The organism is Nocardia sp. CWNU-33, assembly GCF_046764895.1.
In the GTDB taxonomy this organism is placed as follows: Bacteria; Actinomycetota; Actinomycetes; order Mycobacteriales; family Mycobacteriaceae; genus Nocardia.
The window spans coordinates 303,585-310,994 of record NZ_JBKOQN010000008.1; the positions used below are offsets into that span (position 1 = coordinate 303,585).

Sequence of the window (7,410 nt, forward strand, 5' to 3'; positions counted from 1 at the left end):
ACGGGGCACACGCAAATCAGGCCGCGACGGTGTCGGCTTCGACGGGTGCGGACTTGGGGCCCGCGGTGGCGCCGTCACCGTGGCGGATGAACAGCGCCGAGGCGATGACGCCGATCAGCAGGATGCCCGCGGGGAGCAGGATGGATTGGCCGAGGGCGGTGCTGAAGGCGTCCTTGACCACCTCGGGGACCGGGCCGCCGGCACCCTCGGTGACCTTGCCGCCGTGCAGGCCGTTGGCGGTCATTCGCGCGGCGACCAGAGCGCTGATCGCGGCGCTGCCGAGCACCGAGCCCACCTGACGGGTGGTGTTATAGACGCCCGCGCCCGCGCCCGCCAACTGCACCGGCAGGTTGTGGGTCGCGGTCGAGGCCAGCGGCGCCCAGATGCAGGCGTTGGCGACGCCTGCGAGTGCGGCCGACAGCAGGAACCACACGATCGACGAGTGCGGTGTCATGACGGCCGCGAACCAGAAGACCGAGGCCGCGAAACCGATGAAGCCGATGGTCGGCACGATGCGCGGATGGAACCTGTCGGAGTACTTGCCGATCACCGGCGCGAAGATACCGGTGACGATGGCCATCGGCGCAAACACCAAGGCGGACCTGGTCGGTGACATCTCGCGCACCGCCTGCAAGTAGAAGTACGACGGCACCATCATCGAGGTGACCGCGGCGCCCATCGAGGCGATGGCCAGGTTGGACAGCCCGAAGTTGCGGTCGCGGAACAGGCGCAACGGCAGCAGCGGCTCACCGGTATTGCGCGCCTGGTTAACCACGAAGGCCACCAGCACCAGCGCACCGGCGCCGATCATCAGCCAGATGCGCAACGACCAGTCGTAGGTATTGCCCTCCTGGATTCCGAACACCAGCAGGAACAGACCGACTCCACTGAGCAGCACGCCGGGAATGTCGAACTTGTGCTCGTTCGTCGGCAGCGCGGGCACCAGCGAGACCGCCAGCGCAAAGGCGACGATGCCGACCGGGACGTTGACGATGAAGATCCACTCCCAGCCGAGGCCGTCGACCAGCACGCCACCGAGGATCGGACCGACGAGGGTAGCGAGTCCGGCGACGCCGCCCCACAGACCCATGGCCGCGCCGCGCTTGTCCGGCGGGAAGGTCCTGGTGATCACGGCCATGGTCTGCGGCGTCATCAGCGCGGCGCCGAGGCCCTGCACGGCGCGCGCGGCGATCAGCATGGTGATGGTTCCGGACAGACCGCACCACAGCGACGCGGCGGTGAAGACCGCGAGTCCGATGAGATACATGTTCTTGGGGCCGTAGCGATCACCGAGACGGCCGGTGACCAGCAGCGGCACCGCGTAGGTGAGCAGGTAGGCGCTGGTGACCCAGATGACCTGGGAGATATCGGCGCCGAGGTCGACCATGATGGCCGGGTTGGCGACCGCGACGATCGTCATGTCCAGCAGGATCATGAAGAAGCCGACGACGAGCGCGAAGAGCGCCAGCCACGGATTACGTTGGGTGGACATGGTTTTCGTTCCTATCTCGGAAGTCTCTGGATGACGAAGCTTCGATGAAATGACTGGTTCACGGCGACGGGCTCGTCCGCGCCACGGGCCGCGGCACCGGCGGCAGGACGGCTTCCGCGGTTTCGGACCAAGCATGCTGATGGTCGGAGATCCGGGCACCGGTCGCCGGATCGAATTCCTCCCATTCCATCTCACCGCTGTCGAGCTCGGCGGTGAGGTCGTTGACCCAGGCGATCTCGGCGGCGACGGTGGCGCGCAGGTACGGGAGCACGATCCAATAGCGGCGCGGCACCGCGTTCATGCCTGCCCATCGGCCGATCATCTCGATGTCGGCCAGGTCGTGCTCCAGGTGCTCCACACGCTCCCGCAGCAGCGCGAGCACGTCCGCCTTCGGCAGGTTGTGCGCCTCCGCGAGCGCAACGGGGAACATCGGATATTCCGGTGCGGGATTGCGCAGAATTTCGGTGATCCTGGTGCGCAACGCCGTTCGGCCGCTATCGCTGATTCGATAGGTGGTTCGCTCCGGTCGATTACCCGCTCGGTCGACGCTTTCCGCCGACACCAGTTCCTGATCGGCCAGCCGCGCGACCGTGTGATACAGCGAGCCCGGCCGCACCTTCACCAGCCGGTCTTCGCGGCGGGCGATCAGCAATTGGAACATCTCGTAGGGATGCATGGGCCGCTCTTCGAGCAGTGCGAGCACGGCGATCGCCAGGGGCGTCACCGCGGAGCGCGCCTGCTGACCCATCTGGTTACCTCCTACTGATTCTCGAGACCACGCACAGTAGTCGTGGCTACCGACATGCTCCCTGTTGTAATATTCCACGTGGAATATACGGCGCGGAACAGCGCGGTCGCAAGACGCCTCGGTCGATCGGAAATGTGATCGGCGACATAGCGGATACGGCGACAGTGATCACCGAACGCGATGATCAGGCCCAAGTCGAACCAGGTGGTCAGGTGCGGGTGTCCACTCCGAGTGGGCGGCAATAGTCGAGCGGCGGCAATCCACCGAACGCGATCCGGGAGCTACACCAGACGGAAATTACAGAGCGTGGCTATCGAGCCAGTCGCGCGCCACATCCGCGGGGACCGCACCACCGCGGATCCGGCCGATCATGGCGACGAGGTCATCGGTGGTCAGCTCGCCCGCAACGTAGTTCAGCTTCCGGATCTGACGGTCGCCGAGCTCGCCCTTGCGGTACACGGCCAGCACATTCTCCGCGCGAAATGCGTAGTCGTCGTCGGAAAGGACAGCCAGGCCGTCGGTCGCTCCAGGAACGAGTGCGGGCGGCCCGCCCAGGATTCCGGCCTGGACCTCGCCGTCCAGCAAGGCTTTTCGCAGGGCGGCGGCATCGGGGAACAGCTTGGTCCGGGCGAAGCCGCAGCCCGAAACCCGCAGCGTATCGGTGGACGCGCGCAACACCTCCGGCACCGGAGCCACTCCGACCTCGAGTTCGCCGCAGCGGGCCGCGAGATCGCCGATCGACCGGACTCGATCGCGGGTCGCCGCCGCCTCGGTCCGCAGCATTCGCGGTCGCATGTCCGTGCCGTCGGCAGGATCCGACACCGCGAGCCCCTCGGGCAGCGACCCGCTCACCGCCTTGGGCACCGACGGTTCGGTCACCCCGCCGGTCGCCACCTCGGTGGCATCCGCCGGCTTGCGCGCCTTCGAATTGGCATCGAGAAATGCGAGCAATTCGCCGGTGTGTTCACCGACCACCGTGACGGTGCCCGCGTCCAATGCGGCGAAATAGTCGACGCGATTGCCGAGATGCGGTGCGACGGAGGTGGACACGCCGGTACGGGAGAGTGCTCCGGAATAGATTTGCGCAAGCAGATTTGATTCCATCGAATCGCCCGCGCCGACCACTATTGTGGGGCCCTGGTCATCGTTTCCACAGGAAACGGCCAGCGTGACGGCCGCGACGACCAAACCTCGAGCCAGCACTCGCCTCGACACGGCCAGCAACATCCGGCGACACCAACTCTCCGTAGCCAACAGGAACACCACGAACCGGGCAGTATGAACAACAACCAGAATGTACCGGTGGCCGTTGAGGCACGGCCCGTCGCACCGCTCGCCCTTGCCGGAAGGACCCCAGTGAAAACCACGATCTCCCCCGATGCCGCGCGGCACGGGCGGTCGGCGCTGCGCATGGCGCTGCGCGCGACCCGGTTCCTCGTCGCCGCCGCAGCGCTGGCCGCCGCCATGATCCTGTCCGCATGTGGCAATTCCGACCCGCTCGCGGCAACGGGCAGCTGCGAGGGGGACGGGCTGACCGTCGGCTCCGCCAACTTCCCCGAGTCCGAGACTGTCGCCAATGTATATGCGGAAGTGCTGCGGGCCAACGGATTCAAGGTGGACACCCGACTCAATATCGGCAGCCGCGAGGCCTACATCCCGGCGCTGCGCCAGTGCGCCATCTCGGTGATCCCGGAGTACAACGGCAACCTGCTGCAATACCTGGACAAGGGCGCGGCCGCGACCAGTTCCACCGACATCGACACCGCACTCACCAAGGCGCTCGGCGCCGATCTGGCCATCGGCACCCCGGCGCCCGGCCAGGATTCCGACGCCGTCGTCGTCACCAAGGCGACCGCCGAGCGTTGGAACCTGCGCACCATCGCCGATCTGGCCGCGCATTCGGCCGAGGTGAAGTTCGGTGCGCCCGCCGAGTTCCAGGAGCGCGCAGGCGGACTGCCCGGATTGAAGAAGAACTACAACCTCGACATCGCCGCGAACAACTTCGTGCCGATCGCCGACGGCGGCGGGCCCGCCACGGTGCGCGCGCTGGTCGACGGCCAGGTGACCGCGGCCAACGTTTTCACCACCTCGCCCGCGATCGCGCAGAACAACCTTGTGGTGCTGGAGGATCCGAAGCACAACTTCCCGGCCCAGAACGTGGTCCCGCTGTTCAATGCGGCCAAGAAATCGGATAAGTCGCTCGCCGCGCTCAACGCCGTTTCCGCGAAGTTGACCACCGACGAACTGATCAAACTCAACGAAGCGGTCTCCGGTAGCAGCAAGACCGAGCCCAAGGCCGCCGCCGCGGCATGGGTCGCCGCCCAGGGACTGAATAAGCCGACCGGATAAGCGGTGGCCGCGCCTGTGCTCGTCCGTGTGCGGGGCAGGCCCCGCCGCGCCGAACACAGGAGTACGCGTGTCCGATATCGAATTCAGCGGTATCAGCAAGACCTATCCGGACGGCACCCATGCCGTCACCAATCTCGACCTGCGCATCGAATCGGGATCGTTCACCGTGTTCGTCGGTCCGTCCGGCTGCGGTAAGACAACTTCGATGCGGATGATCAACCGGATGATCCGCCCGACCGGCGGCACGATCACCATTGCCGGGCAGGATATTTCGACAGTCGATCCGGTCGAGCTCCGGCTCGGTATCGGGTACGTCATCCAGAGCGGCGGGCTGCTGCCGCACCGGACCGTTGTCGACAATGTCGCGACGGTGCCGGTGCTGCGTGGCGATTCGCGCCGCGCCGCGCGTGCGGCGGCGCTCGACGTGCTGGACCGGGTGGGTCTGGACCGCTCGCTGGCCGGGCGGTATCCGGCCCAGCTCTCCGGTGGGCAACAGCAGCGCGTCGGGGTGGCGCGGGCGTTGGCCGCCGACCCGCCGGTGCTGCTGATGGACGAGCCGTTCAGCGCCGTCGACCCGGTGGTGCGTGCCGAACTGCAAGTCGAAATGCAAAGGCTGCAGGCCGAATTGCACAAGACCATCGTGTTCGTTACCCACGACATCGACGAGGCGATCACCCTCGGCGATCGGGTCGCGGTCTTCGGTCGCGGCGGCGTGCTGCAGCAATACGATCCGCCGCAACACGTCCTCGCCCAGCCCGCCACCGACTTCGTCGCCGACTTCGTCGGCCGCGATCGCGGCTATCGCGGCCTGTCCTTCCGCACCGCGAACAACGTTCCGCTGCACGAGATCCGGACCGCGACCGCCGATGAGGTGGTGAAACTGCGGCTGGAACGCGGCGACTGGGTGCTGGTGATCGACACGGACAAGCGGCCGGTCGGCTGGGTCGATGTGACAGGGGTCGAGGCGGTGCGCGCCGGAAGGGAACTGCACAACAGCATGTCGGCGGGGGGCTCGCTGTTCACGCCGTCGGGCGACCTGCGCCAAGCGCTCGACGCGGCCATTTCCTCACCGGCTGGAGTCGGTGTCGCCGTGGATGATTCGGGGGCGGTCCGCGGCGGGGTGCTCGCCACCGAGGTCCTCGAGCAACTGGCAGGCCAACGGGCCGCCGAAGACGCCGAACGCAATCGGCACTACTTCGAACAAGAAGCCGCGCAATGAGTACCGCACCGAACGTCGCGTCGGTCTCGCCCCGCCGGCGGGAGGCGGTCTCGTGAAGTACTTGATCGACAACTTCTCGGAGATCATGGGGTTCACCAAGACTCACCTGTACTTGGCGCTGGTACCGCTGGCGCTGGGTTTGGTGATCGCGATTCCGGTGGGGGCGTTGGTTCGTCGGGTGTCCTGGCTGCGGCGTGTCACTGTGACGGCGTCGAGCCTGGCCTACACGGTGCCATCGTTGGCATTGTTCGTGATCATCCCGCCGCTGGCCGGGATTTCCACCATCGATCCGATGAATGTGATCATCGCACTCACGGTGTATTCGACTGCGCTGCTGGTGATTGCGGTGCCGACGGCACTGGATTCGGTGCCGGCCAACGTGATCGATGCCGCGGATGCCGTCGGATTCGGTCCGTTGCGACGGACCTTGACCGTCGATATGCCGCTTGCCGTACCGGTTTTCATATCCAGTCTCCGAGTGGTGGTCGTCTCCAATATCGCCATGGTTTCGGTCGGCGCCCTGATCGGTGTCGGCGGCCTCGGCAAGCTGTTCACCCAGGGCTACCAGCGCGACTATCCGGACGAGATCATCGCGGGCATCATCGTGACCCTCGCGCTGGCCTTGATCTTCGACCGGCTGGTGTACGCGCTCGGCCGCTGGTCGACGCCATGGGCGCGCGCCGACGCCAGGGCCTCGAAAGCGAAAGGCGCTGCCTCATGAACCTTTTCCTCGACGCCTGGCACTACCTCACCGACGGCGCGAACTGGAGCGGGCCGACCGGCATTCAGCACCGTATCGCCGAACATCTGTGGTACAGCTTCCTCGCGGTCGCCGCGTCGGCCGTCGTCGCCGTGCCGCTCGGTCTGATCATCGGCCACACCAAGCGCGGTGCGGCCGTGCTCGTCGGCTTCGCCAACGCCATGCGCGCCCTGCCGACCCTCGGCCTGCTCACCTTCCTGGTGCTGCTGATGGGCCTCGGCCTTGTCCCACCGCTGCTGGCCCTCGTCACCGTCGGCATCCCGCCGCTGCTCGCCGGCGCCTACGCCGGAATCGCCAATGTCGCTACGGATGTGGTCGACGCCTCCCGCGCCATGGGGATGACCGAAACCCAGATCCTGTTCCGGGTGGAAGTCCCCAACGCACTGCCGATCCTGCTCACCGGTCTGCGCGGCGCGACCCTCCAGGTAGTGGCCACCGCGACCATCGCCGCCTACGTCAACCTCGGCGGCCTCGGTCGCTACATTTTCGACGGCATCGGTCTCTACCGCTACGACCGCGTTCTCGTCGGAGCCCTGCTGGTGGCTGTGCTCGCCATGTTCCTCGACGGCCTGCTCGCCTTCACGGTCTGGGCAAGCGCGCCGGGAACCGGCCGCCTGCGACGCTCGAATCAGGTCACGGTGACACCGGCGGGCATCCTGCAGACCGCGGACTGAGTTTCCTTTCCCCGAACACATGCGAAGGCGCCCCGCTCGAGATGGGTGAATTCAAGGGGTCGTCGCAACACTGCCTGCTTTTAGCGGGTAAGTAGATCACGCAGACGCTCGGCTGGGGTTTCCCAGTCGAGCGTTTTGCGTGGACGATCGTTGAGTTGGTGAGCGACG

7 protein-coding genes are annotated in these 7,410 nt (G+C 66.5%); 4 read left to right on the forward strand and 3 right to left on the reverse strand.

Features of this window, described 5'->3' with window-relative positions:
- Positions 1–16: 16 nt before the first annotated feature.
- The 3 genes from ACLMAL_RS14055 to ACLMAL_RS14065 form a co-directional block, all read right to left on the reverse strand.
- Complete coding sequence (locus tag ACLMAL_RS14055; protein ID WP_411999466.1) at positions 17–1,492, reverse strand: DHA2 family efflux MFS transporter permease subunit; 1,476 nt, start codon at positions 1,490–1,492, stop codon at positions 17–19.
- A 58-nt stretch (positions 1,493–1,550) separates the two neighbouring features.
- Positions 1,551–2,240, reverse strand: coding sequence for a PadR family transcriptional regulator (locus tag ACLMAL_RS14060; RefSeq protein ID WP_411999467.1), 690 nt, complete (start codon positions 2,238–2,240; stop codon positions 1,551–1,553).
- Between the two features lie 297 nt (positions 2,241–2,537).
- Positions 2,538–3,455 carry a glycine betaine ABC transporter substrate-binding protein gene (locus ACLMAL_RS14065; RefSeq protein ID WP_411999468.1) on the reverse strand — a complete coding sequence of 306 codons (918 nt, stop codon included), beginning with the start codon at positions 3,453–3,455 and terminating at the stop codon, positions 2,538–2,540.
- Between the two features lie 195 nt (positions 3,456–3,650).
- On the opposite strand from ACLMAL_RS14065, the gene ACLMAL_RS14070 reads away from it, so the two are divergent.
- The 4 genes from ACLMAL_RS14070 (at position 3,651) to ACLMAL_RS14085 (ending at position 7,242) form a co-directional block, all read left to right on the forward strand.
- Entirely contained in the window at positions 3,651–4,589 is a 939-nt protein-coding gene (locus ACLMAL_RS14070; RefSeq protein ID WP_411999487.1) for an ABC transporter substrate-binding protein, read from the forward strand.
- 67 nt (positions 4,590–4,656) lie between these two features.
- Complete coding sequence (locus tag ACLMAL_RS14075; protein ID WP_411999469.1) at positions 4,657–5,808, forward strand: ABC transporter ATP-binding protein; 1,152 nt, start codon at positions 4,657–4,659, stop codon at positions 5,806–5,808.
- Between the two features lie 52 nt (positions 5,809–5,860).
- Positions 5,861–6,529, forward strand: coding sequence for an ABC transporter permease (locus ACLMAL_RS14080; protein WP_411999470.1), 669 nt, complete (start codon positions 5,861–5,863; stop codon positions 6,527–6,529).
- Positions 6,526–7,242 carry an ABC transporter permease gene (locus ACLMAL_RS14085; protein WP_328405631.1) on the forward strand — a complete coding sequence of 239 codons (717 nt, stop codon included), beginning with the start codon at positions 6,526–6,528 and terminating at the stop codon, positions 7,240–7,242. The genes ACLMAL_RS14080 and ACLMAL_RS14085 overlap by 4 nt, the downstream gene beginning before the upstream one ends.
- Positions 7,243–7,410 lie beyond the last annotated feature (168 nt).

Excerpts from the sequence above, each read along its gene's own strand:
- ACLMAL_RS14055 (WP_411999466.1), bottom strand. The coding sequence starts at position 1,492 with ATGTCCACCCAACGTAATCCGTGGCTGGCGCTCTTCGCGCTCGTCGTC.
- ACLMAL_RS14060 (WP_411999467.1), bottom strand. The coding sequence starts at position 2,240 with ATGGGTCAGCAGGCGCGCTCCGCGGTGACGCCCCTGGCGATCGCCGTG.
- ACLMAL_RS14070 (WP_411999487.1), top strand. The coding sequence starts at position 3,651 with ATGGCGCTGCGCGCGACCCGGTTCCTCGTCGCCGCCGCAGCGCTGGCC.
- ACLMAL_RS14085 (WP_328405631.1), top strand. The coding sequence starts at position 6,526 with ATGAACCTTTTCCTCGACGCCTGGCACTACCTCACCGACGGCGCGAAC.